We start from the raw sequence: 22,490 nt of genomic DNA, 5'->3' as shown, positions 1-22,490 counted from the left end.
ACCGAGCCCCGGCACCGTAAGAGAAAAGGAACCGACTCACCGTGATCGTCCGTTCGTTCAAGGACATTGAAGGCACCGACCGGCATGTGAAGGCCGCTTCGGGCACCTGGGAGAGCAAGCGCATCGTGCTCGCCAAGGAGCGCGTCGGCTTCTCGCTGCACGAGACCATCCTGTACGCGGGTACGGAGACGTCGATGTGGTACGCGAACCACATCGAGGCCGTCGTCTGCACCAAGGGCGAGGCCGAGCTGACCGACGACACGACCGGCGAGAAGTACACGATCACGCCGGGCACCATGTACCTGCTCGACGGGCACGAGAAGCACACCATGCGGATCAAGGAAGACTTCCACTGCCTGTGTGTCTTCAACCCGCCCGTCACCGGTCGTGAGGACCACGACGAGAACGGCGTGTACCCGCTGCTCACGGAGCCGGACCCGGTCTGACCACGACCTACATCCCGAACAGGGCCGTACGAGAGGAGAGGCAGGCAACACCATGACGACCGCACCCGAACGCACCCGCGACCTGTACCCGACCCGAGGCGCCGAAGAGGTGCTCATCGAACGCAAGGACCCCGTGGTGTGGTCCGAGCCGGGTGCGGCAGGGCCGATCACGCCCGGGGACCTGGCGGGGTTCGAGCGGGACGGTTTCCTGGCGATCGACCAGTTGATCACCCCGGACGAAGTGGCCGTTTACCACGCCGAGTTGGAGCGGCTGATGAACGACCCGGCGATGCGCGCGAACGAGCGCTCCATCGTCGAGCCGCGCTCCCAGGAGATCCGGTCGATCTTCGAGGTGCACAAGATCAGTGAGCTCTTCGGCAAGCTGGCGGCGGACCCGCGGGTCGTCGGCAGGGCCCGGCAGATCCTCGGCTCGGACGTCTACGTCCACCAGTCCCGGATCAACGTGAAGCCGGGCTTCGGCGCCTCGGGGTTCTACTGGCACTCGGACTTCGAGACCTGGCACGCGGAGGACGGCCTGCCGAACATGCGGACCGTCTCGGTGTCCATCGCGCTGACGAAGAACCACGACACCAACGGCGGCCTCATGATCATGCCGGGGTCGCACAAGACGTTCCTCGGCTGCGCGGGTGCCACGCCGAAGGACAACTACAAGCGTTCGCTGCAGATGCAGGACGCGGGCATCCCGTCGAACGAGACGCTCACGCACCTCGCGTCCGACTACGGCATCCGCCTGTTCACGGGCGAGGCCGGTTCGGCGACGTGGTTCGACTGCAACGCCATGCACGGTTCGGGGGACAACATCACCCCGTATCCGCGCAGCAACGTCTTCATCGTGTTCAACAGCGTGGAGAACACGGCGGTGGAGCCGTTCGCGGCGCCGGTGCGCCGGCCCGAGTACATCGGGGCGCGGGACTTCACGCCGGTGAAGTGACCCGCCGGTGAACAGCGAGCCGGCCCGGTACCCCCCGTGGGTGCCGGGCCGGCTCGCTGTGCGTGCGCCTTTACAGCGGCAGGTAGTCGGTGTAGCCCTTCTCGGTGCCGCCGTAGAAGGTGGCCCGGTCCGGGGTGTTGTACGGACCCGCGGTCTTGAGGCGGGCCGGCAGGTCGGGGTTGGCGAGGAAGAGCGCGCCGAACGTGACGAGGTCCGTGGTGCCGTCCTCGATCAGGGCGAGCGCGTCGTGGCCGGTGGGGCCTTCGGTGTGCGGGTTCAGGAGGAACGTGCCGCCGAAGTCCTCGCGCAGCCGTACGGAGAGTGCGCGGACGTCGCCCACCTCGGCGACGTGCAGATAGGCGAGGTCGAGCGCGGCCAGCTCCTTCGCCAGGGCGGTGTGCGTCGGCTCCGGGTCGGGCTCGGAGATGTCGTTGAACGGGTTGCCGGGCGAGAGGCGGAAGCCGGTGCGGGCGGCGCCGATCTCGGCGGCGACGGCCGAGGCGACCTCGACGGCGAAGCGGATACGGTTCTCGACCGGGCCGCCCCACTCGTCGGTGCGGCGGTTGGAGCCGGGCGCGAGGAACTGGTGGATCAGATAGCCGTTGGCGCCGTGCAGTTCGACGCCGTCGAAGCCCGCGTCGATCGCGTTGCGCGCGGCGGTGACGAAGTCGTCGATGGTGGCGCGGATCTCGGCGCCGGTCAGTTCGCGCGGGGTGATGAAGTCCTTGGGGCCCTCGGCGGTGTAGACCTGCCCCGCGGCGGCGACGGGTGACGGGGCGACGTTGGTCAGGCCGTCGGGCAGCAGCACGGGGTGGCCGACGCGGCCGGTGTGCATGAGCTGGGCGAAGATCGTGCCGCCCGCCGCGTGCACGGCGTCGGTCACCTTGCGCCAGGAGGCGACCTGCTCCGCGGAGTGCAGGCCCGGGGTGTCCGGGTATCCCTGGCCGACCACAGATGGCTGGATGCCCTCGGTGATGATCAGGCCGGCGGAGGCGCGCTGGGCGTAGTACTCAGCGGTCAGCTCGGTGGCGACACCGCCCTCACCGGCGCGGCTGCGGGTCATGGGGGCCATGGCGATGCGGTTGGCGAGCCGGGTGCCGGACAGGTCGATCGGGTCGAATGCGGTGGTCATCGGAACTCCCGGGTGGTTTATGTGGTCGGCCAATCATTCGCGACGAGTGCCACTGTAGCCCATTCCTTGGCCGACCAAGGTAAAGTTTTCGAAGACGTCTACAACAGGAGCTCGTGATGAAGGCCGACACCGTGCAGGCCCCCTCGGCCGACCCCGTCTGTACGCCCGGGGCATCGGGCGTCGCCGCGGCGGGGCCCGTCAGTCTCGCCGTCAGCCGGGTGGCCCGGCTGCACCGCATCGCCGCGGGGAAGGCCCTCAAAGGGCTCGGCCTCTACCCCGGCCAGGAGTTCGTGATGATGCACCTGTGGGAAGCGGGTCCTGTGCGGCAGTCCGAGCTGATCAAGGCGGTCGACCTCGACCCGTCGACGGTCACGAAGATGCTGCAGCGCCTGGAGCAGGCCGGGCACGTGCGGCGGCGCCCCGACCCGGCCGACCGGCGGGCCGTGCTCGTCGAGGCGAGCGCGGCGAGCTGCGGGTTGCTCGCTCAGGTGGAGCGCGCGTGGGGGGAGCTGGAGGGGCACACGTTGGGGGGGCTGGACGAGACGGAGTGCGCAGACTTGCTGCGGTTGCTCTCCAAGGTGGAGGCGAATCTTTGCAAGGAGACGGAGGACTGTCCCGAGCGGAGGGCTCGGGGCTAGCCCCGAAGAGGCCTCTGCCCCCGCCTGGGGCCTGGCGTGGTGGGCTCGGCTGCGGGTCGGTGGGGGCTGGGCGCGCAGTTCCCCGCGCCCCTGACAGGGGCACGCCCCCCAAACCGCACCGGAGCCGCAGCCGCGCCAGTGCTCACCCCGGAGTTACAGCCAAGCCAGGGAGGCTGCTCTCGTCAGGATGTGGTGGATTGCGGTGGTGTCGCCTGATGTGCCGCGAGGGAGTTGGGGTGGGGTGCGGCGGCCGGCCATCAGGAGGCAGAAGTCGACGGGGTGCAGGACCAGTTCGGCGCGGATCGGGTCGTCGGAGCTGCCCAGGATCCACTCCGTCTCGCCGCCGTCCCCGGTGATGGTCAGGGCGACGGGTGGGGACTGGGGGCCGAGGGCCGGGCCGAGGATGCGGACGCCGAGCCGTACCAGCTGCCACAGGTGCGGGGAGGGCGGCGGGGGCACGGCGCGGTCGAGCGCGACGCCGATGTCGTCGGCGTGCACCCAGGTCTCGAAGGCGCGGGACAGGAAGTGGTCGGCGACGGGCAGGCGCACCCCGGCGAGCACCGTGGCGCGGGCGGCGAGTTCCGGGTCGTGGGCGGCCCGGGAGGAGAGCAGCCCGGCGGCCTGGACCCGCCACACGGAGACGGTCTGCGCGGGCGTACGGGTGCGTTCGCGGCGGATCACCTCGCGGGTGCGCGCCTCCCACGCGGCGCGTCGCGGTCTGCCGTCCGGCGCGCGCGGGACGGGCTCCCGTGGGGGCAGGCCCAGATGCCGGGCGAGCGGCTCGTCGGCGGCGATGAGGTGGGCGACGGTGTCGTGGACGTCCCAGTCGTGCACGACGGGTGTCCCCCAGGAGGCCCGCTCGTCCAGCTCCGCGAGGAGCGCCTGGAGTCCGGCGACGGCGGCGGCGTAGGGCGCGGCGTGCGGGGCGGTGCGCAGGGCGGGGGCGCGGCTGCGCAGGGCGAGGGAGAGTCCATGGCGTCCTGGGGTCTCGTCCGGCGCGGGGTCGGGCAGGGCGGGCCCGTCCAGGTGCCGCACGGTGGCGCGCAGCCGCGCGGCCTCGGTGGTACAGGGGTCGCACTCCCGCAGGTGCCGGGCGACGGCGGCCTCGTCGCCCGGCATGAGGGCGTCCACGGCCCAGGCGCCGAGGAGTTCGCGTACCGCTTCGTGGTGGTCGGTCAAGGCTGTTCACCTCGCAGGGGCGGGTCCGCGAGGGTCTCGGCCAGGGTGCGCAGGGCCGTTCGCAGGCGGGTCTTCGCGGTGCCTTCGGGGATGCCGAGTTCGACGGCGGCCTGCCGGTAGGTGCGGCCGGCGAAGTAGGCGAGGTGCACCACCTGCCGCTGGGGCAGCGGGAGCCGGGCGAGGGCGGAGTGCAGGAGCAGGGAGCGCTCCTGTTCCAGGATCGCCTCGTCGGGGGCGGGCCCCGGCGCGGGGAACGCCCGCAGGGCCGCCTCGTCGGCGTGGGCGGCCTTGCGGTGCCGTTCCTCGCCGCGCACCCAGTCCACGGCGCGCCGGTGGGCGAGCATCGAGAGCCAGCCGCGCAGGCTGCCGCGGCGCGCGTCGAACGCGTAGGGCCTGGTCCACAGGTGGGCGAAGACCTCCTGTGCCACGTCCTCCGCGGCGGTGCGGTCGCGGGTGACGCGGGTCGCCACGCGCTGCACGAGCCCGCCGTACGCGGCGTGGACCTCGGCGAGGGCCGCCTCGTCGCCGTAGACGAGGCGCCGGTGCAGTGCGGTGTCGGGGGGCGGGCGGCCGGGGCCGGACGGCAGGTCGGACGTGCCCGGCCTCTCGAAGGACGGCTCCACCTGCACCACCACCTCGCGCGGCCGCGCGACCGCGCAGTACTGCCAAGCCTGGCGCCCCGCGGCCCGCCGCGCCAGGCCTCAGCCGGACAGCACGTCGAGGATCCGGTCCACATCCACCTCGGTGTTGTACAGGTGGAACGCGGTGCGCAGGTGTCCCGCCCGTGCCGAGGTGAGGATGCCGGCGCGGGTCAGTCCGGGGGCGCGGTCGGCGAGTCCGGGCACCGAGACGATGGGTGAGCCGCCGGGCACGGGGGTGTGGCCCAGTTCGGCGAGTCCGGCGCGGTAGCGGGCGGCGAGTGCCGTGTCGTGGGCGTGGATCGCGTCGATCCCCGTCTCCTCGACGAGGGTGAGCGCGGCGGCGGCCCCGTGGTAGGCGAGGAAGGCGGCGGGTTCGTCGAACCTGCGGGCGTCCGGGGCGAGCCGGTCGAGCGGCCCGTAGGTGGAGTGCCAGGTGTCGGCCGCCGCGAGCCACCCGCCGTGCAGCGGCGGCAGGGACTCCTGCGCCTCTTCCCGCACCGTCAGGAACGACACGCCGCGCGGACACAGCAGCCACTTGAAGGCGCCGGTCACGGTGTAGTCGTAGGCGCCCGCGTCGAACGGCAGCCAGCCCACCGCCTGCGTGGCGTCGACGAGGGTGCGGGCGCCGTGGGCGGCCGCCGCCTCGCGGACCGCGGGCAGGTCGGCGGTGCGGCCGTCGGCCGACTGGACGGCGGAGAAGGAGACGAGCGCCGTCGTCGGGGTGACGGCCGCGGCGAGCTCGTCCAGTGGCGCGTACCGCATCTTGAGGTCGCCGCGCAGCACGAAGGGGTTCACGATGGACGCGAACTCGCCCTCGGGGGCGAGGACTTCGGCGCCGGACGGCAGCGAGGCGGCGATCAGCCCCGCGTGCACCGCGACGGACCCGCCGGTCGCGACGCGGCCGTCCGGGACCCCGACGAGCCGGGCGAAGGCGGCGCGCGCCTCGTCCACCACCTCGAAGTCACCCGCGCCGCCCGGCCGTCCTTCGCCGCTCTCGACGGCGAGCGCGCACACCGCCTCGACGGCGCGGCGAGGCAGCAGGCCGCAGCTCGCGGTGTTCAGGTACGTCGATGTGGGAGCGAATTCGGTGCCGTTGTTGATCCCCAGGGACTCCATGGGGATCAACCTATGCGGCGGCTCAGGCCTGCGGAACCGCGCATCCGTCGGGCCCGCACGCCTCGCCGCCGTCGGCCTGCGCGAGGGTGGTGAGCGGCGGGCGCTCGCCCCACGCCTGCTCCAGGGCCCGGGTGAAGACCTCGGCGGGCTGGGCGCCGGAGATGCCGTACTTGCGGTCGAGGACGAAGAACGGCACGCCGTTCGCGCCCAGTTCGGCGGCCTCGCGCTCGTCGGCGCGCACCTCGTCGGCGTACCGCTCGGGGTCGGCGAGGACGGCCCGCACCTCTTCCTCGGCCAGGCCCGCCTCGACGGCGAGCTCGACGACGCGCTCGTCGTCCGTGAAGACGGACCGCTCCTCGGCGAAGTTCGCGCGGTAGAGCAACCCGATCAGCTCGTCCTGCCTGCCCTGCTCCTTGGCGAAGTGCAGGAGGCGGTGCATGTCGAAGGTGCTGCCGTGGTCGCGGCCCTCGGTGCGGTAGTCGAGGCCTTCGGCGGCCGCGTTCTCCCCGAGCCGCCGCTCGCCCTCGCGGGCCTGTTCCTCGGTCATGCCGTACTTGCCCATGAGCATCGGCAGCACGAGGCCGGTGTCGCCCTTGGCGCGGCCGGGGTCCAGCTCGAAGGAGCGGTGCACGACCTCGACGCCGTCACGGTGCGGGAAGGCGGCGAGGGCCTTCTCGAAGCGGGCCTTGCCCACGTAGCACCAGGGGCAGGCGATGTCGCTCCAGATCTCGACGCGCATGTGTGGCTCTTTCCAGGTCGTACGGTACGAAGCGGGCGGTGCGGAGGGTGCCTCCGCTCAGTCCGTCAACGTACGGGCAGACCGTCTCATTCCCCACGGCGCCGGAACCGGGCCGTGCCTCAGCGGCACGGCCCGGTTCACCGCGTCAGTCCTGGCGGCTGGTGACCTCGACGAGGTGCGACCCGAACTGGGTCTTCACCGGGCCCTGGACCTCGCCGACCGGGGCCGAGAAGACGACCTGGTCGAACTCGGGGACCATCTGTCCCGGGCCGAACGAGCCGAGGTTCCCGCCGGCGCTCGACGAGGGGCACGAGGAGTGCTTCTTGGCCAGCTCGGCGAAGTCCGCTCCGCCCTCGATCTGCTCCTTCAGCTGGAGCGCTTCCGTCTCCGTTGCGACCAAGATGTGTCGCGCAGTGGCCCTGGCAGCCATGTGTCACGCCCTTTCGAGTGCATATGAACGCCGCCAAGGGTAGACGCCTCATTCCCCTGCCCGGGACTCCGCGGCCGCGAAGCTGCCCGTGTTCGCCCTGACCCAGGTGCGCAGGTGGGCGAGGGGTTCCAGGGCGCCGCGGCCCAGCTCGGTCAGTTCGTACTCGACGCGGGGCGGGACCTCGGCGTGGACCGTGCGCGTCACGAGGCCGTTCTCCTCCAGGCGGCGCAGGGTCTGGGTGAGCACCTTGGGGCTGACGCCCTCCAGCTTGCGGCGCAGCTCCCCGAAGCGGCGCGGGCCGTCCGCCAGGGCGGTGATGGCGAGGCCCGTCCACTTGTGGACGAGCAGCTCGAAGACCTTGCGGCCGGGACAGAGCAGGCCGTAGATGTCGTGCCGGGTCCGGGTGTCCTCACGGTTGTGACCAGTCATGGTTTCCAGTCTGACCAGTCATGGTTTCCAGAAGATAGTTGGGGCCCTTGCGGGTGATCAGGGCTTCCCGCCTAGCGTCCCGCCCATGAACTCCACCACTACGCCCGTCCGCGTCGGTCTCGTCGGTCTCTCCGCCCGCGGCGGCTGGGCACCCCACTCACACGTCCCCGCCCTGGCCCGTCTCGACGGCTACGAGCTGCGCGCCCTGGCCGCTTCCGGTGAGGCCTCGGCGCGGGCCGCGGGCGAGAAGTACGGGGTGCCGCTGGCGTTCGGCTCGGCCGCCGATCTCGTCCGCAGCGACGAAGTCGATCTCGTCGTGGTGAGCGTGCGGGTGCCGCTGCACCGCGAGGTGATCCTCGGCGCGCTCGGCGCGGGCAAGGCGGTGCTGTCGGAGTGGCCGCTCGGCAACGGTCTCGCCGAGGCCGAGGAGCTGGCGGCGGCCGCGGAGCAGGCGGGTGTGCGGACGTTCGCGGGGCTGCAGGCCCGCTCGGCGCCCGCCGTGCGGTTCGTCCGCGATCTCGTCGCCGACGGGTACGTCGGTGAGGTCCTGTCGACCAGCCTGGTCGCGTCGGGGCGGCGCTGGGGTCCCGTCTTCGAGCCGGCCGGGGAGTACCTCCTGGACAGGCGGAACGGCGGGACCATGCTGACCATCCCCTTCGGGCACACCGTCGACGCCGTCTCCATGGTGCTCGGCGAGTTCACCGAGGTCTCGGCGACCCTGGCGACCCGGCGCCCCGTCGTCCGCGAGGAGGGCACGGGCCGCCGGGCCGCCATGACCGTCGACGACCAGATCGCGGTGAGCGGGCGGCTCGAATCGGGCGCCGTCGCCTCGGCGCACTTCCGCGGCGGCCTCTCCCGTGGCACGAACTTCCACTGGGAGATCAACGGCACGGACGGCGACCTGGTGATCACCGGGGACTCCGGCCATCTGCAGCAGGCCGCGCTCACCGTGCGGGGCGCCCGCGGCGCGGACCCGGCCGTCCGCGAACTCCCCGTGCCCGGCCGGTACTTCGACGTCCCCGCGCTGGACGATCTGCGCGGACTTCCCGCGTACAACGTAGGGGCGCAGTACGCCCGGATGCTCGCCGGCCCGGCCGAAGGCGACGCGCCCGTACCGGACTTCACGCACGCGCTGCGGCGCCAGCGACTGCTCGACGCCATCGAACGCGCGGCGGCCACCGGCACCCGCGTCGCCCTCCGGCAGACGCCTTAGGAGCCGTCCCGCAGCCCCTGCGGCCAGTTGGGGCGGAACTCGATGTGGTCGTACGTCACCACGCAGCCCTCGCCGACGGGTGACTGCGCCATGAAGCCGACGAGTGCGGCGCCCGCCGTCTCCTCGTCGCCGAGCGAGAAGATCCGCACGAACGTCCACCGCTCGCCGTCCGTCGACGCGTGGAACGCGAACGCCGTTCCCGTACGGCTGACGCGCAGCCAGGCACTGCTGCCGTCCACCACGAAGGCGTTGGCGTCGTCGGAGCGGCCGCGGGTGACGACCGTGCAGATGGTGGGCTCGTCCGGGGAGCGTTCCAGGCACAGCTTGGCCCACTCCCGCTCCCCCACGTGGAGATACAGCACGCCCGCGTCGAAGGCGGCGGCGAAGCCGACCGTGACGCGGGCGATCAGCTGGAAGTCGCCCTCGGGGGCACCGAGGAGGCGGGGCGCGTCGGAGGCGGGCTCCAGCGCCCCGCCCGTCGGGGGGACGAAGCGGTCCTGCCGGGCGCCCGCCCAGCCGGTGAGCACCCCGTCCTCGTACGACCAGTGCCCGTCGGGGCCGTATGTGCGCAGGGAGAACGGGAGTTGCCCGATGGTGACGTCCATGCGGTCAGTGTTCCAGGCGCCCGTCGTAACGCCGCGGCAGGCCCAGCGGGTTGTCGTCGCGCAGCTCCGGCGGGAGCAGCGCCTCGGGGGTGTTCTGGTACGCGACCGGGCGCAGCCAGCGCTCGACGGCCGTGCCGCCCACGGACGTCGAGGTCGATGTCGTCGCGGGGTAGGGGCCGCCGTGGTGCTGGGCCGGGGCGACGGCGACGCCGGTCGGCCAGCCGTCGACGAGGACGCGCCCCGCGAGCGGGGTGAGCTCGGCGAGCAGTTCGGCGCCCCGGCCGCTCTCCCCCGCCGCCTCGTCCGAGGAGAGCTGCACGGTGGCGGTGAGGTTGCCGGGAAGGCGGGAGAGGACGGCGGTGATCTCCGCCGCGTCGGTGTACCGCGCGACGACGGTGACCGGGCCGAAGCACTCCTCCAGGAGCAGGTCGTACGCCCCTTCTTCGGCGAGGCGCGCGGCCGGGACGGTCAGGAAGCCCGCGCTGACGGTGTGCTCGCCGCCCGCGCCGGGGGTCACCGGGGCCTCGACGTCGGGGAGTGCGGCGCGCTCGCGCACCCCGGCGACGAAGTTGTCCCGCATCCGGTGGTCCAGGAGCACCCCGGCCTCGGTGTCGCCGACCGCTTCGGTCAGGGACTTCACGAGCCGGTCGCCGCCCGCGCCCTCGGGGGCGAGGACCAGGCCGGGCTTGACGCAGAACTGGCCGACGCCGAGCGTCATCGAGCCTGCGAGGCCGGTGCCGATCTGCTCGCCGCGCTCGGCGGCGGCGGCCTCGGTGACGACGACGGGGTTGAGGGAGCCGAGCTCGCCGTGGAAGGGGATCGGGACGGGCCGGGCGGCGGCCGCGTCGAAGAGGGCGCGCCCGCCGCGGATGGAGCCGGTGAAGCCGGCGCCGGACACCAGCGGGTGCTTGACCAGTTCGACGCCAGCCTCGAATCCGTGCAGGAGGCCGAGGACACCCTCGGGGATGCCGTGCGCGGCGGCGGCCCGGCGCAGCACGGCGGCGACCAGTTCCGAGGTGCCCGGGTGGTCCGGGTGGGCCTTGACGACGACCGGGCAGCCCGCGGCGAGCGCGCTCGCGGTGTCACCGCCGGGCACGGAGAAGGCGAAGGGGAAGTTGGAGGCGGAGTAGACCGCGACGACGCCGAGCGGGATCTTGTAGCGGCGCAGGTCCGGTATGGGCGGGGTCGCCGTGGCGTCGGGGTGGTCGATGACGACGCCGAGGAAGGCGCCCTCGTCGACGATGTCCGCGAAGGAGCGCAACTGGTAGCAGGTGCGGGCGAGTTCGCCGGTGAGCCGGACGGGCCCGAGCGCGGTCTCCGCGTCCGCGGCCTGCACGAGGTCGTCCTTCGCCTCTTCGAGGAGGTCGGCCGCGGTGCGCAGGAAGGCGGCGCGGACCTCGCGGTCGGCGAGTGCGGGCGCCGCGTCGCGGGCGGCGCGGACCGCGCGGTCGACCTCCCCGGCTGTGGCTTCCACCGCAACCTGCTCGCGCTGCTTCCCGGTTCGGGGGTCGACACTCCAGACTGGTGTTGCTGCCACCGCGGATTCCCTTTCCAGACGTATGCCACTCACCAGGGCTGTTCGATATGCTGAACACCGTCTCCGTTGATGAACGGCGGGGACTTGAGACTATTTCTCGGCGTTCAAAGGGGTCAAGGGCGATGTCGGCTGGCGAGACCGGAGGCGGTGCGCAGGTCAAGTCCGCGGTGCGGACGGTGGAATTGCTCGAGTACTTCGCGGGCAGCCCCGGAATGCACTCGCTGGCCGCGGTCCAGGAGGCCGTCGGCTATCCCAAGTCGAGCCTGTACATGCTGCTCCGCACGCTGGTCGAGCTCGGCTGGGTCGAGACGGACGCCACCGGCACGCGGTACGGCATCGGCGTGCGCGCCCTGCTCGTCGGCACCTCGTACATCGACGGCGACGAGGTCGTGGCCGCCGCCCGCCCGACCCTGGACCGGCTCTCCGACGACACCACGGAGACCATCCACCTCGCCCGGCTCGACGGCACGAACGTCGTCTACCTCGCCACCCGCCAGTCGCAGCACTACCTGCGGCCCTTCACGCGCGTGGGCCGCCGCCTCCCCGCGCACTCCACGTCGCTCGGCAAGGCGCTGCTCGCCACGCACACCGACGAGCAGGTCCGCGCCCTGCTCCCGGAGACGCTGCCCGCGCTCACCGAGCACACCATCACCGACCGCGAGAAGCTCATCGAGGAGCTGCGCACGGTCCGCGAGCAGGGCTTCGCGGTGGACCGCGAGGAGAACACGCTCGGCCTGCGCTGCTTCGGCGTCGCCATCCCCTACCGCACCCCGGCGCGCGACGCGATCAGCTGCTCGGTGCCGGTGGCACGGCTCACGCCCGCGCACGAACAGATCGTCAAGGACGCGCTCTTCGACGCCCGGGACCGGCTGACACTGGCGACTCGTAGGCTCTGACGCATGGATGTCAGCCTGCGCGAAGTCCACGACAGCGATCTGCCCGTCTTCTACCGCCAGCTGAACGATCCCGTGGCCGGCCACATGGCCGCGTTCACACCGGAGGACCCGGCCGACCGGGACGCCTTCGACGCGCACTGGAGGAAGCTGCGGGGCTCCGCCGACATCGTCGTCCGCACGGTCCTCGCGGACGGTGACGTGGTGGGCAACGCGGGGGTGTACGGGGAGCCGGGCGAGCGCGAGGTCACGTACTGGATCGACCGCGCCCACTGGGGCCGCGGCCTGGCCACCGCGGCCCTGCGCGGCCTGCTCGAACTGGCACAGGACCGTCCGCTCTACGCCCGCGCGGCGGCGGACAACGCGGGCTCGATCCGGGTCCTGGAGAAGTGCGGCTTCCGCGTCTCCGCCACGGAGCGGGGATACGCCCCGGCGCGCGGCACGGAGATCGACGAGGTCGTCCTCGTCCTGCGAGAGGACTGATTCACGCGGCGCCGCCTCCGCCGCACGGCGGAGGCGGATCGACCCGGCGCAGGAGGTGCCGCGACGCGTCCGGGCGGGACCTTGGAGACATGCCGCACACACTGTCCCCCGCCCCTGCGCACTTCGCTCTCGGCCGCGTTCCGTATCCCGCCCTCAAGATCTACGCTGTCGGCATGATCATCGGGGGGATCGTCGCCGTCCACATGAGCCGCCTCCTCGCGCGGCCGGCCGGCGTCACCGCGTGAAGGCACTCGCCACCATCCTGTTCGGGCGCCGGGCACGCCGCCGCTGGATCCATCTGATCCTCGGCGGCGCCCTCGCCATGCCGTACGTCCTCGTCGGCTCCATCGTCGTCGGGCCGCTCTTCGACGACGAGGCGGTCCTGGGCTCGCTCGGCGCCCAGCTCAGCGCGTTCGCGGTCGGGCTGCCGCTCGCCGCGGTCACCGCGCTGTTCCCGCTGACGCGGCCGATGTCGGTGGCCGCGGTGCGGGCCCTGTGCGGGGTACCGGCCGACTCCCTGGCCGAGGGGCCCGCGCGCACCCGGGTCGCCCGCACCCGCGCCGCCGCGTGGTTCACGCTGCACCTCGGCTTCGGCGGCGTCATCAGCGGCATGTCGCTCGCGCTGCCGCCCTTCGCGAGCGTCCTGATCGCGCTGCCCTTCTGCGCCGTCCTCGCGGACAGCCGCATCGGGATGCCCGAAGTCTTCGGCGAGACCTGGCTGTTGGTCCTCTCCCCCGTCATCGGCTGCGCGTCGCTCGTGGCGCTCGCGGCGTGCGCCGCCACGGCCGGCGCGCTGCTCGCCCGCTGGGCGCCCGGCCTGCTCGGGCCGACGCCCGCCGACCGGCTCGCCGCCGCCGAGCAGCGCGCCGCCGACCTCGCCGTGCGCAACCGGCTCGCGCGCGAACTGCACGACTCCGTCGGGCACGCCCTGAGCGCCGTCACACTCCAGGCGAGCGCGGCCCGGCGCGTCCTGGACCACGACCCGGAGTTCGTGCGTGAGGCGCTGGCCGCCATCGAGGACACCACGCGCCGCACGGTGGGCGAACTCGACGCCGTACTGGGCGTGCTGCGGGAGGCCGACAGCGCGGGTCCGACGGCGCCCGCGCCCACGCTCGCCGCCGACCTGGACGGCCTGCTGCGCCGCACCGGGGCGGCCGGACTCCGGGTGACGGCCACCGTCGCCGCCGACCCCGAGTCGCTCCCGCCGCTGGTCTCCCGCGAGGCCTACCGCATCGTGCAGGAGGCCCTGAGCAACGCGCTGCGGCACGGCGGCGACGCCACCTCCGTGACGCTCCGCGTCGCCCTGGACGGCCCCGACCTGGCCGTCACCGCCGAGAACCCGCTGCCACCCCGCTCCCCCGCGTCCCGGCCCGGCGGCGGCCACGGCCTGCGCGGCATCGCGGACCGGGCCCGGCTGCTCGGCGGCACGGCCGATGCCGGCCCCGCCGACGGGATGTGGCGGCTCGACGTACGACTTCCCCTGAACTGACCTGACGTACGACTTCCCCCGAAGGGACAGCCATGACGGCCGACGACAACATCCGGGTCGTCCTCGCGGACGACGAGCGCATGGTGCGCACCGCCCTGCGCGCGATCCTCTCCCCCGAGCCCGGCATCGAGGTGGTGGGCGAGGCGGCGACGGGTGCCGAGGCGGTCTCCGTCGTACGGGATCTGAAGCCGGACGTGGTCCTCATGGACGTCCGCATGCCGGAGACCGACGGGATACGCGCGACCGAGCAGATCCTGCGGACGATGTCGGGGCCGCCGCGCGTCGTCGTCGTGACGACCTTCGAGAACGACGCGTACGTCTACGAGGCGCTGCGCGCCGGAGCCGCCGGGTTCCTCCTCAAGCGGGCGGACGCCGACGAGCTCGTCCAGGCGGTCCGGCTCGTGGCGCGCAGCGAATCGCTGCTCTTCCCCGCGGCCGTCCGCGCCCTGGCCGCCGAGTACGGCCGCCCCGAGCCCGCGCCGCCCGCCTGGATGGCGCGGCTCACCGGCCGGGAGAGCGACGTGCTGCGGCTGATGGCGGCGGGCCTGACCAACGCGGAGATCGCCGGACGGATGGGGGTGGGCGCGGCGACGGTGAAGACGCACGTGGCGTCGGTCCTCGCCAAGACGGGCGCGCGGGACCGCACCCAGGCGGTGATCGCGGCGTACGAGGCGGGCTTCATGAAGGCTCGATGAGAAATCGGTCGCAAGCACGCCACAAGGGAACGAAACCCTCCCCTTTGCTCGTCCTCCCACGGGATGAACAAGACGATCAGGCACGCCTCGGTCTTCGCACTGCTGCTCGTGCTCGCCCTGCTGGTCCGGGCGACATGGGTGCAGTTCCACGACTCGAAGGCGCTCGCGGACGACAAGCACAACCGGCGCAACGCGATAGAGCAGTACGCGGCCCCGCTGGGCGACATCATCGTGGGCGGTGAGGCCATCACCGGCTCCGAGCGGACGACAGGGGGAGACCTCGCGTACAAGCGGACCTACAAGAACGGCGATCTCTACGCACCCGTCACGGGCTACAGCTCCCAGGTCTACGGCGCCACCCAGCTCGAAGGCATCTACCAGGACCTGCTCGACGGCACCGACAACCGTCTGAAGACCCCCCTCGACACGCTCACCAACAAGCGGGCAGACCCCGGCGACGTCGTCACGACGATCGACCCGGCGGTGCAGAAGGCCGGCTACAAGGCGCTGGGCGACACGAAGGGCGCGGCGGTCGCCCTCGATCCGAAGACCGGCAAGATCCTCGGCATGGTCTCGACGCCGTCGTACGACCCGTCGAGGATCAGCGGTTCCTCGGACTCCAAGGCGTGGCGGGAGCTGACCACCGACAAGGAGAAGCCGATGGTCAACCGCGCGATGCGGCAGCCCCTGCCGCCCGGATCGACGTTCAAGCTGGTCGTGGCGGCGGCAGCCCTGGAGGACGGTCTCTACGGCTCGGTGGACACGCGGACGAGCAGCCCGAATCCGTACACGCTGCCCGGGACGCGCACCGTCCTCAAGAACGAGAACCAGGCCGCCCCCTGCGAGAACGCGAACATCCGCACGGCGCTCCAGTACTCCTGCAACAACGTCTTCGCGAAGATGGCCGTCGACCTCGGCCAGGACAAGGTGAAGGCGATGGCGGAGAAGATGGGCTTCAACGCCGACAAGCTGGACGTGCCGGTGCGCGCGGCCAAGAGCGTCTACCCCTCCGACATGGACAAGGCGCAGACGGCGCTCACCGGCATCGGCCAGTTCGACGTGACGGCGACCCCGCTGCAGATGTCGATGGTGTCGGCCGCCATCGCCAACGGCGGCGTGCTCGCCGCGCCGCACATGGTCTCGCAGATCAGCGACTCCGACGGGAACGTCCTGGAGAAGTACGACGACGGCGACTCCCAGCGCGTCATGGACGAGTCCACCGCCGAGGGCCTGCGGTCCGCGATGCAGACGGTCGTCGAGAAGGGCACCGGCTCGAACGCGAAGATCAGCGGCGCCACCGTCGGCGGCAAGACGGGCACGGCCCAGCACGGCGAGAACAACAGCAAGACGCCGTACGCCTGGTTCACGTCGTACGCCAAGGGCAGCGACGGCAAGGAGGTGGCGGTCGCGGTGATGATCGAGTCGTCGAGCGCGGCCCGCGACGAGGTCAGCGGCAACGGCCTGGCCGCCCCCATCGCCAAGGCGATGATGGCGGCGGCGCTCAAGGACTGACGGCGGGTGCCGGGCGGCCCCGGGGGCGGACGTGTTCTACCCCCGGCGCCCCCGCCACCTCGACACTCCCCACGCGAGCGCCACGACCACCGCCGCGCCCGTCAGCAGGCCCGCCGCGAAGCCCGCGCCGGACGCCGCGTCGTTCTCGTCGGCCGCCACCGCCGCCCCCGCGACCGCCACGGCCGCGGCGAGGACGGCAAGCAGGGCGTAGAACTTCCGGCTGAAGAAGCGGGAGCGGGCCGGGGCCGGCGGGGTGGACGTGAGCCGGGCCGCGGGGCCGATGCTCGCGGCCTTGGGGCGCTTGTACCAGGCGTAGACGATCCACTCGCCGCACAGCTCCCAGCCGTCGGGGGCGAGCCGCTCGTCCAGATCCTCGCGGCCGCGCGTGACCAGCTCGCGCCGGTACTCCCAGCGCTGCGGCTGCGTCACGTCGCGGTGGCTGACGAAGCGGCCGAGGGCGTCGACCCGCTCGACCTCCCAGCCCTCGTCGCCGAAGCGGTTCAGGAGCTCCTCGTCGACGTACGTGTCGGCGGTCCAGCGCCAGGTCTCCACCCGCTCGTCCGGCGCCTGCGGTGCCCGCTCCCCCGTGGCGGGCACCAGCTGCGCGGCGAACTCCTCGACGGGCCCGAACTCGGCCTCCGCGTCCTCGGCCCCGGACTCCTCCAGGTGGGCGGCGAGGTCCGTGACGGTCGCCTCGACGCGGTCGGCGGGCAGGCCCTGCGCCCGCAGCCGCTCGGCGAGTTCGACGAGGTAGCCGTCCTGCCCGTCCGTCGCGTGCTGTGCGTGCTGTGCGTGCTGTGCGTGCTGTTCTTTCATCGTGCTTCCACTCCGGCCTTCGCGAGGACTTCTCGTACGGATCCGTCGAAGGCGAGCCACAGCCCGCCCTGCTCGCCGAGGGTTTCCCGGCCGGCGTCGGTGAGCCGGTAGTAGCGGCGCCCCGGCCCCTTCTCGGCGGCGCGGAACTCCGCGGCGACGAGGCCCGCCTCCTCCAGGCGGTTCAGCACCGGATAGAGCGTGCCGCCCTTGATCTGGCCGAAGCCGGCGGCACCGAGCATCTTGGCGATCTCGTAGCCGTAGCTCTCGCCGTCGGTGAGGCCGGCGAGCACGAGGAGGTCGAGTACGCCTTTGAACCAGCTGGCGCGGCGGTCGGTCGTCACTGCGGGTCTGCCTTTCAGACGGCGGTTGCCGGGCGCGGCTTCTCGGGCGCGGGGAGCGTCAGATCGCGTACGGAGAGGTAGACGTGCACGGCGACGGGGAGCAGCAGGCTGCCCGTGGCGAGGTAGAGCCCGGTGAACACCGCGCCGAAGAAGGCGAAGACGAGGACGCCCCGGCGGCCCTGGTAGAAGCCGGCCAGCGCGTAGACGAGGATCGACAGGGCCGCCGCCACGTAGAGGTCGAGTCCGAGCGCTCCCACGCCGAAGGCGATGAGCAGGCCGCGGTAGACCAGTTCGGCGCAGATGCCGTCGGACACGGCGACGGCGATCGCGAGCCTGCGCTCCTCGGGCGTGCGCGGCAGCATCGCCTCGATGGCGGCGAGCCCCGGCACGTTCCTGCCGCGCTCGGCGAGGTCGCGGAAGTTCCGTCCGGAGGCGACCGCGGCCGCGCCGGTGAGGAGGATCGTGGCGATCGTATAGGCGGGCCGCTCGGGCAGCGCGAGGCCGAGGTCGGCGGCGGCGGTGCCGGGCGAGAGGAGCAGGGCCGCGACGGCGAGGGCGGCGAACGCCCACCACAGGGCGAGCACGAGGCCGTAGTAGCGGACGAGGGCGCGGGGCTCGGTGTCCCTGCGCCGGGCCAGCGACTCGTACATGCGGCGGCCTGCCCAGGGCTCGCCGAGCAGCAGATAGGCGGCGAGCGCGGCCGCGACGGCGGTGGACGGTGCCGAGAAGTCCGGCGCGAAGTCCGTCGTGATGGTCATGGGATCCCCCTTCCCGAGGGGGTGGTGCGGCGCGCATTGGTGCACGCCGCACCACCCCTGTGCGTCTGAGCTACCTAGACCGTATGGCGACCTAGTCAGGAATGCAACCTATCTCGGGGAGCTGACCATCCAGGCCGCTGACCAACCGGCTCTGGCCGCTGACCAACCGGCTCTATTCGACGTAGTACGTCGGGTTCGGGAGCTTGTACGTCTTGTCGGCGTAGCCGCCTTCGAGGTCGCTCACCTGGTCACCGAAGCTGCCGACGATGTTGTAGCCGGTGGACTCGATGTACTTGCGCGTGCCTTCCTTGAACTGGACGGTGGTGCAGTTCCAGGCGGCGGGCGTCGCGCAGTCCTTCAGGTAGGCGGGCGGGTTCGTCTTGTCCTTGGTGAAGACGTGCGTGCGGTCGAGCGCCGTGTCGTATCCCGCCCTGGCGAGGTTGGTCACGGCGCCCTCGCGCAGCGACTCGGCGAGGCCGGTGAGGAAGAAGACCTCGACGCCCTTGCTCTTGGCGTACTTCACGAGCTGCGGCATGCCGAAGACGGCGGGGCGCTTGGCCTCCTTGACGTAGGCGTACCAACTGTCGTTGTTGTACGTGTAGTTGGTCGACTTCTCGTAGTCGAAGCTGAGCAGCGCCGTGTCGTCGACGTCGAGGACGATCGCCGGCTTCTTGCCGTGCCGGGCGTGGTGCGCGGCCTTCTTGATGTCCTTCTTCGCCTTGGCCTGGATGCGGGCCAGGTCCTTGGCGTACGGGCTGTCGGGCGAGGACCTCCACACGCCGTCCGCCCCCTTGGCCGCGCCGTAGTAGGCGTCGATCTCGCCGACGAGGAGGCCTATGTTGTGCGGCTCCTTGGTGGCCCGCGGCGGGGCCTGGTCGGCTCCGGCGGCACCGGCGGTGTAGAGGGCGGCACCGGCGACGGTGCAGGCGGTGGCCAGGCCGGCCACGCGTAGGGACTTCCGCATGTGTTGCGTCTCCGCATCAGGGTTCGGGCAGGTCAAGGACTGTCTACGCGCATCGACCGGGGTGTGGGGAGACCGTGGGACGACCCTTTACCTGATCCATACCTGGAGCACACGCGGCTCGCGCCGGGCCCGGAGCGCGCTCAGCCCTGCCCCTGCCCCGGCCCCTGCCCCGGCGCCTGCCCCTGCGCCTGCCCCTGCGGCCGCCAGCCGGGGTCGCGGCCGCTGAGACCGATCACCCGGTCCAGGAGAGGCGCGTCGTCCGGCACCGGAACCGGCACACCGAACAGCCCTCCCCCGTCGGCGTCCGCCTCGGCATCCCCTTCGGGCGTGAGCAGTGCCTTCGCGGCCTCCAGGCTCGCCTCGTCGGGGGCGTACTCCTGACCGGTCGCGCGCGCCAGGTCCCAGCCGTGCACGACGAGTTCGTCGAGGGCGACGAGGCCGGCGACCTCGCCCGGCAGGTCGACGCCGCCCGCACGGGTCATGCCCTGCCAGGCCGCCGGGGAGCGCCAGGCGTCGGCGAGGGCGTCGAGCGCCTTCGGCAGCTCGCCGCGCCAGCCCGGCCCGATGTCCGGCACGAAGCTCCCCGGGTCCCGGTCGAGGCCGGGACCGAACTCCTTGCGCGCGGCCTGGCCGAAGGCCACGGAGAGGCCGAGGACATGGCCCAGCAGATTGCGCACCGCGTATTCGGGGCAAGGCGTGGGCGCCGCGAGCTGGTCGTCCGTGACGCCGTCGGCGATCCGGGCGACGAGCCGGGCCTGCGGGCCGAGGTCGAGGATGTCGGTCATGGGGGCCTCCTGAGGGGGCGGTGTCGGTACGTCTCCCCTTGTGGACTCCGCACCTGCCCCGAACTCATCGCGGATCCATAGGGAATGCTCCCGATACCGGCGCGGGGGCCTCAGGAACCAGCATCACCAGGCATGACATCGACGATCGGGCGTGTCCTGCGGGACCGCAACGCGGGTCTCTATCTGGGCGCCGTGGTGGTCTCGGGCTTCGGGAGCTCCGCGCTGTGGCTGGCCTCCGGGATCTGGGTGAAGGAGCTCACCGGGTCCGACGGGCTCGCCGCGCTCTGCCAGTTCGCGCTGTGGGCCCCCACTCTCGTCGGCCCGCTGCTCGGCACCCTGGCCGACCGCACGCGCCGCAGACCCCTCCTGGTGACCGCCAACCTCGCGCTCGCCGCGCTCCTCCTGTCCCTGTTCACCGTCGACACCGCCGGACGGCTGTGGATCCTCTTCGCGGTCCTCCTGGTGTACGGGGCGTGCGGCGTCGTCACCGACGCGGCGGAGGCCGCCCTGGTCGCGACGGCCGTCGACAAGGACCTGCTGGGCGACTTCAACGGCCTGCGGATGTCCGCGAACGAGGGCATGAAGCTGGTGGCGCCGCTCGCGGGGGCGGGCCTGTTCGCCGCGTACGGGGGCGCGCGGGTGGCGCTCCTGGACGCGGTGACGTTCGTCCTGGCGGCCGGGATGTTCGCGCTGCTGCGGGTCCGGGAGGGCGTACCGGCGCCGGACCCCACGCCACTGCGGGTGCGGACCGCGGAGGGCGCGCGGTACCTGTGGCACCACGAGCGGCTGCGCCCCCTCGTGGTGGCGGCCGGACTGACGATGCTGACCTCGGGGATCAGCGGCGCGCTGGTCTACGCCGTCGTCGAGGGACTCGGCCGCTCCCCCGCGTACACCGGGGTGCTGTACGTCGTGCAGGGCGTCGGTTCCGTCGCGGTGGGCGTGGCGTCGGGAACACTGATGCGGCGGTTCGGGGCCCGGCGGTTCGGCGGCGCGGGCATCGCCCTGACCGGCGCCGCCGCCGCGCTGACCGCACTGCCGCACGACGCCGCGGTCCTCGCCGGCAGCCTCGCGAACGGCATCGGACTGCCCTGCGCGCTGATCGCGGGCCTGACGGCGGTACAGCGCGAGACCCCCGACGCACTCCTCGGCAGGGCGGCGGCAACCGCCAACACCCTGATGTTCACGCCGACAGCACTGGGCATCGCAGCGGGCGCGGCGCTCGTGGAGAGCATCGACTTCCACGTGCTGCTCCCGGTCCTCGCGGGGGCACGACTCTTGATCGCCGCGCCCCTGCTGAGGTCCCGAGGTCCGGTGTCCGGGGGACGGGTTACTTCACGTCGGCCCAGCGCTTGATGGTCTTGACGACCTGCGTCTGCTGGGGCTCGGGCAGCTTGGTGATCGAGGCGCCGTGGTTGGCGCCGGGGACCACGTAGCGGTGGGAGTCGTGGCGGCTGGGGGTGAACTTCTCGGCGCTCCACGGGTCGTTCTCGCCGTAGATGAACATCATGTGGCGGCCGCGGGTCTTCACCCAGCGGTCGACGTCGGCCATCGTGCTGTTGTCGTACGTGCCGCGCATGGCGGCGGGCAGGACCGAGTTCGGCTGGTAGATGTCGGGGTGGTTGCGGACGCCCTTGAGGTGCTTGAACTTCAGGTCCGCCCAGCCGAGTTGGGTGGCTGCCTGGCGGTAGTAGGGGCCCGAGCCGTTGGTGCCGAGGGACTCGTCCTGGTAGACGCTGAAGCCGTGCTTCTTCGACCAGTCGTAGAGCTCGTCGTCGGTGACCTTCTTCGCGTCGGGCACGGTCGGGCAGTCGGCGGCGGTGCCGGACTGCCAGAAGTTCCACACCTGGTCGAGGACCGCGAACTCGTAGGCGCGGTCGGTGGTGCCGAGGGTCTCCTCGAAGGTGTCGCCGTTGGCCTTCGCGTCCGCCTCGAACTTGGGGAGCAGCGCGTCGCGGCGTACGAGCATCTCGCGCTGCACTGCGTTCAGCGCGTCCCGGCACTCCTTGGTGCCCACCGTCTTGAAGAAGCGTTCGTAGCCGCTGTCGTCGCGGTTGTTCGCGTCGTTGGGCGCGACGAACGCGACGACGGCGTCGAGGTCGTCAGGGTAGAAGCGCTCGTGGTACGTCGCGGTCATGCCGCCCTTGCTGGCGCCGGTGCCCAGCCACTTGCCCTTCTCGACGGTGCGCAGGGCGCGGGTGAGGCGGTGCTCGTCGGCGGCCTCCTGCTGGACGGTCATCTTGGACCAGTCGTCGCCCGCGGCGCCCTTGGGCCGTGACTCGGCGAAGTAGCGGTGCTCGACGGCGACCTGGTTGGCGTCGAGCAGCCGGGTGAGGGAGGCGGTGCCGCCGGGGAGGGTGTAGCCGCCGGTGTAGAGGACGGTCGGCTTGTCCGTGGCCTTGTGCCAGAGCGTGGCGCGCTGCGTGAAGGTGGCGCCGTGGGGCCTGCGGTGGTCGACGGGCTGCTTGTACGTGAGCGTGTAGAGGGGGTGACCCTCCCTTTCCGCGACGGAGACCACCGTCATGCCCGGTATTCGCTCCAGGCGTTCGCGGAGGTCGGACGGCGTCCCGCTGTCGCCGGCCGACGCCGGGCCCGCGGGTGCCGCGGCGGCGGGCGTCGCGCCGCCGAGCGCCGCGGCACCCGCCATCAGTCCGGCACAGACCAGCGCGGATATCCCCTTGTGGCGCACCTTGTTCCCCC

26 protein-coding genes are annotated in these 22,490 nt (G+C 72.4%); 11 read left to right on the top strand and 15 right to left on the bottom strand.

Annotation, left to right across the window (positions count from 1 at the left end; genetic code table 11):
* Window positions 1–41: 41 nt before the first annotated feature.
* Both ACH4D5_RS28050 and thpD read left to right on the top strand, forming a co-directional pair.
* Entirely contained in the window at window positions 42–446 is a 405-nt protein-coding gene (locus ACH4D5_RS28050; RefSeq protein WP_125511962.1) for an ectoine synthase, read from the top strand.
* A 52-nt stretch (window positions 447–498) separates the two neighbouring features.
* On the top strand, window positions 499–1,398 hold the full coding sequence (gene thpD / locus ACH4D5_RS28045) for an ectoine hydroxylase (protein ID WP_398307662.1): 900 nt from the start codon (window positions 499–501) through the stop codon (window positions 1,396–1,398).
* A 70-nt stretch (window positions 1,399–1,468) separates the two neighbouring features.
* Here thpD and ACH4D5_RS28040 read toward each other — a convergent pair whose 3' ends face one another.
* Window positions 1,469–2,530 (bottom strand): alkene reductase, encoded by a 1,062-nt coding sequence (locus ACH4D5_RS28040; protein WP_398307660.1) that lies wholly within the window; start codon window positions 2,528–2,530, stop codon window positions 1,469–1,471.
* Between the two features lie 116 nt (window positions 2,531–2,646).
* Here ACH4D5_RS28040 and ACH4D5_RS28035 point away from each other — a divergent pair, with 116 nt between their 5' ends.
* Window positions 2,647–3,168, top strand: coding sequence for a MarR family winged helix-turn-helix transcriptional regulator (locus tag ACH4D5_RS28035; RefSeq protein ID WP_398307658.1), 522 nt, complete (start codon window positions 2,647–2,649; stop codon window positions 3,166–3,168).
* Window positions 3,169–3,321: 153 nt separating this feature from the next.
* Here the strand turns inward: ACH4D5_RS28035 and ACH4D5_RS28030 are convergent, their stop codons facing one another.
* From ACH4D5_RS28030 to ACH4D5_RS28005, 6 genes are all read right to left on the bottom strand, one after another.
* Window positions 3,322–4,347 (bottom strand): maleylpyruvate isomerase family mycothiol-dependent enzyme, encoded by a 1,026-nt coding sequence (locus ACH4D5_RS28030; RefSeq protein WP_398307656.1) that lies wholly within the window; start codon window positions 4,345–4,347, stop codon window positions 3,322–3,324.
* Window positions 4,344–4,970: an RNA polymerase sigma factor gene (locus ACH4D5_RS28025; protein WP_398307654.1), complete on the bottom strand. Its 627-nt coding sequence runs from the start codon at window positions 4,968–4,970 to the stop codon at window positions 4,344–4,346. The genes ACH4D5_RS28030 and ACH4D5_RS28025 overlap by 4 nt, the downstream gene beginning before the upstream one ends.
* 78 nt (window positions 4,971–5,048) lie before the next feature.
* Window positions 5,049–6,104 carry an aminotransferase class V-fold PLP-dependent enzyme gene (locus ACH4D5_RS28020; RefSeq protein ID WP_398307652.1) on the bottom strand — a complete coding sequence of 352 codons (1,056 nt, stop codon included), beginning with the start codon at window positions 6,102–6,104 and terminating at the stop codon, window positions 5,049–5,051.
* A gap of 22 nt (window positions 6,105–6,126) precedes the next feature.
* Window positions 6,127–6,843, bottom strand: coding sequence for a DsbA family oxidoreductase (locus tag ACH4D5_RS28015; protein WP_398307650.1), 717 nt, complete (start codon window positions 6,841–6,843; stop codon window positions 6,127–6,129).
* A gap of 145 nt (window positions 6,844–6,988) precedes the next feature.
* The gene (locus ACH4D5_RS28010) at window positions 6,989–7,273 is read right to left on the bottom strand and encodes a peptidylprolyl isomerase (RefSeq protein WP_398307648.1); all 285 of its coding nucleotides are present in this window, start codon (window positions 7,271–7,273) and stop codon (window positions 6,989–6,991) included.
* A 48-nt stretch (window positions 7,274–7,321) separates the two neighbouring features.
* Window positions 7,322–7,702: a winged helix-turn-helix transcriptional regulator gene (locus ACH4D5_RS28005; RefSeq protein WP_398307646.1), complete on the bottom strand. Its 381-nt coding sequence runs from the start codon at window positions 7,700–7,702 to the stop codon at window positions 7,322–7,324.
* An 85-nt stretch (window positions 7,703–7,787) separates the two neighbouring features.
* Between ACH4D5_RS28005 and ACH4D5_RS28000 the strand changes: the two genes are divergently transcribed.
* The gene (locus tag ACH4D5_RS28000; RefSeq protein WP_398307644.1) at window positions 7,788–8,915 is read left to right on the top strand and encodes a Gfo/Idh/MocA family protein; all 1,128 of its coding nucleotides are present in this window, start codon (window positions 7,788–7,790) and stop codon (window positions 8,913–8,915) included.
* Here the strand turns inward: ACH4D5_RS28000 and ACH4D5_RS27995 are convergent.
* Window positions 8,912–9,520 (bottom strand): DUF1349 domain-containing protein, encoded by a 609-nt coding sequence (locus ACH4D5_RS27995; protein WP_398307642.1) that lies wholly within the window; start codon window positions 9,518–9,520, stop codon window positions 8,912–8,914. The two genes, ACH4D5_RS28000 and ACH4D5_RS27995, sit on opposite strands and share 4 nt — an antisense overlap.
* 4 nt (window positions 9,521–9,524) lie before the next feature.
* A complete protein-coding gene (locus ACH4D5_RS27990; RefSeq protein ID WP_398307640.1) occupies window positions 9,525–11,057 on the bottom strand; it encodes an aldehyde dehydrogenase (NADP(+)) in 1,533 nt (510 codons plus the stop codon).
* A gap of 122 nt (window positions 11,058–11,179) precedes the next feature.
* On the opposite strand from ACH4D5_RS27990, the gene ACH4D5_RS27985 reads away from it, so the two are divergent.
* The 6 genes from ACH4D5_RS27985 (at window position 11,180) to ACH4D5_RS27960 (ending at window position 16,129) form a co-directional block, all read left to right on the top strand.
* On the top strand, window positions 11,180–11,953 hold the full coding sequence (locus ACH4D5_RS27985; protein WP_398307638.1) for an IclR family transcriptional regulator: 774 nt from the start codon (window positions 11,180–11,182) through the stop codon (window positions 11,951–11,953).
* Between the two features lie 3 nt (window positions 11,954–11,956).
* A complete protein-coding gene (locus ACH4D5_RS27980; RefSeq protein WP_398307636.1) occupies window positions 11,957–12,433 on the top strand; it encodes a GNAT family N-acetyltransferase in 477 nt (158 codons plus the stop codon).
* Window positions 12,434–12,522: 89 nt separating this feature from the next.
* A complete protein-coding gene (locus ACH4D5_RS27975) occupies window positions 12,523–12,678 on the top strand; it encodes a hypothetical protein (protein WP_398307634.1) in 156 nt (51 codons plus the stop codon).
* A complete protein-coding gene (locus ACH4D5_RS27970; RefSeq protein WP_398307632.1) occupies window positions 12,675–13,922 on the top strand; it encodes a sensor histidine kinase in 1,248 nt (415 codons plus the stop codon). The genes ACH4D5_RS27975 and ACH4D5_RS27970 overlap by 4 nt, the downstream gene beginning before the upstream one ends.
* A 32-nt stretch (window positions 13,923–13,954) precedes the next feature.
* The gene (locus tag ACH4D5_RS27965) at window positions 13,955–14,617 is read left to right on the top strand and encodes a response regulator (RefSeq protein ID WP_398307630.1); all 663 of its coding nucleotides are present in this window, start codon (window positions 13,955–13,957) and stop codon (window positions 14,615–14,617) included.
* Window positions 14,618–14,680: 63 nt separating this feature from the next.
* A complete protein-coding gene (locus ACH4D5_RS27960; RefSeq protein ID WP_398307628.1) occupies window positions 14,681–16,129 on the top strand; it encodes a peptidoglycan D,D-transpeptidase FtsI family protein in 1,449 nt (482 codons plus the stop codon).
* A gap of 36 nt (window positions 16,130–16,165) precedes the next feature.
* Here ACH4D5_RS27960 and ACH4D5_RS27955 read toward each other — a convergent pair whose 3' ends face one another.
* From ACH4D5_RS27955 to ACH4D5_RS27935, 5 genes are all read right to left on the bottom strand, one after another.
* Window positions 16,166–16,945 (bottom strand): HAAS signaling domain-containing protein, encoded by a 780-nt coding sequence (locus tag ACH4D5_RS27955; RefSeq protein WP_398307626.1) that lies wholly within the window; start codon window positions 16,943–16,945, stop codon window positions 16,166–16,168.
* A complete protein-coding gene (locus tag ACH4D5_RS27950) occupies window positions 16,942–17,286 on the bottom strand; it encodes a PadR family transcriptional regulator (protein WP_398307624.1) in 345 nt (114 codons plus the stop codon). The genes ACH4D5_RS27955 and ACH4D5_RS27950 overlap by 4 nt, the downstream gene beginning before the upstream one ends.
* 14 nt (window positions 17,287–17,300) lie before the next feature.
* Complete coding sequence (locus ACH4D5_RS27945; RefSeq protein WP_398307622.1) at window positions 17,301–18,044, bottom strand: CPBP family intramembrane glutamic endopeptidase; 744 nt, start codon at window positions 18,042–18,044, stop codon at window positions 17,301–17,303.
* 172 nt (window positions 18,045–18,216) lie between these two features.
* Window positions 18,217–19,008 (bottom strand): HAD family acid phosphatase, encoded by a 792-nt coding sequence (locus tag ACH4D5_RS27940; protein ID WP_398307620.1) that lies wholly within the window; start codon window positions 19,006–19,008, stop codon window positions 18,217–18,219.
* A gap of 140 nt (window positions 19,009–19,148) precedes the next feature.
* Complete coding sequence (locus ACH4D5_RS27935) at window positions 19,149–19,793, bottom strand: TIGR03086 family metal-binding protein (RefSeq protein WP_398307618.1); 645 nt, start codon at window positions 19,791–19,793, stop codon at window positions 19,149–19,151.
* Between the two features lie 132 nt (window positions 19,794–19,925).
* Between ACH4D5_RS27935 and ACH4D5_RS27930 the strand changes: the two genes are divergently transcribed.
* Window positions 19,926–21,146 (top strand): MFS transporter, encoded by a 1,221-nt coding sequence (locus ACH4D5_RS27930; RefSeq protein WP_398307616.1) that lies wholly within the window; start codon window positions 19,926–19,928, stop codon window positions 21,144–21,146.
* On the opposite strand, the gene ACH4D5_RS27925 is transcribed toward ACH4D5_RS27930, so the two are convergent.
* Window positions 21,121–22,479, bottom strand: coding sequence for a S28 family serine protease (locus ACH4D5_RS27925; protein WP_398307614.1), 1,359 nt, complete (start codon window positions 22,477–22,479; stop codon window positions 21,121–21,123). The genes ACH4D5_RS27930 and ACH4D5_RS27925 overlap by 26 nt on opposite strands.
* Between the last annotated feature and the right edge of the window lie 11 nt (window positions 22,480–22,490).

Origin of the sequence: Streptomyces sp. NPDC018029, assembly GCF_044327655.1 — a bacterium.
In the GTDB taxonomy this organism is placed as follows: domain Bacteria; phylum Actinomycetota; class Actinomycetes; order Streptomycetales; family Streptomycetaceae; genus Streptomyces.
Note: the sequence above shows the minus strand (reverse complement) of the source record. Positions and strands in the feature narration are given on the sequence as shown.